1 protein-coding gene is annotated in these 606 nt (G+C 67.5%); it reads right to left on the bottom strand.

Annotation, left to right across the window (positions count from 1 at the left end; all coding sequences use genetic code 11):
• Positions 1-258 (bottom strand): hypothetical protein (locus tag ACWJ6R_RS37725; RefSeq protein WP_449066764.1); only part of this gene is annotated, 258 nt, incomplete at its 3' end.
• Between the last annotated feature and the right edge of the window lie 348 nt (positions 259-606).

A 606-nucleotide genomic window follows, 5' to 3' on the forward strand; every position in this document is an offset into this window, starting at 1 on the left:
CGAAAGCCGGTGGTAGATCTCAGAACCGATCCGCAGCATGCGCACCGGCCCGTCTTCCGTCGTTATCACGCCGATCTCGAGGTCATCGGCGATGTTCGCGACGCCCTGGATACGGATCACGGTGTCGCCGTTGTGGCCGTCCAGCACAGTGGTGTGCGCTGTCCGGGCGGTGCGGGGCTCCCACCGGCCGGCCAGGAAATCCGCAGGCGGGTCGACCGGTGAGCGGTCTGCGGTCAGCAGTCGGCGAAGTCGCACCATGCGCCGCAGCATATGCCCAATAGGGCAGATAGCGGGCGTCTCCTGCCGGTGCCGGTGAGCGCGTTGACGCGGTCTGTTTCGCCATCGGGGACGGTACGTTCGGCCACGACGGCCTGTCGAAAGCCATCGTCGAGAAGGGGGACCATCCCCGCAGGGATGGTCCCCAGACGGCCTCCGAACTACCGCCGCCAGCGACTCAGCCGGGCCCCAGCTCGTCCACGGTGCCTCGGGCGGCGGCGTGACGTCCCTGCGTGTCACCTTTTCCCCGCCTTTTCAGATCGATGACCTGATCGCCGCGGCCGGGGTAGACCATGACCAGCAGATGCTGGGGGGTGAAGGCATCCCCCT

Source organism: Planomonospora algeriensis (genome assembly GCF_977012225.1).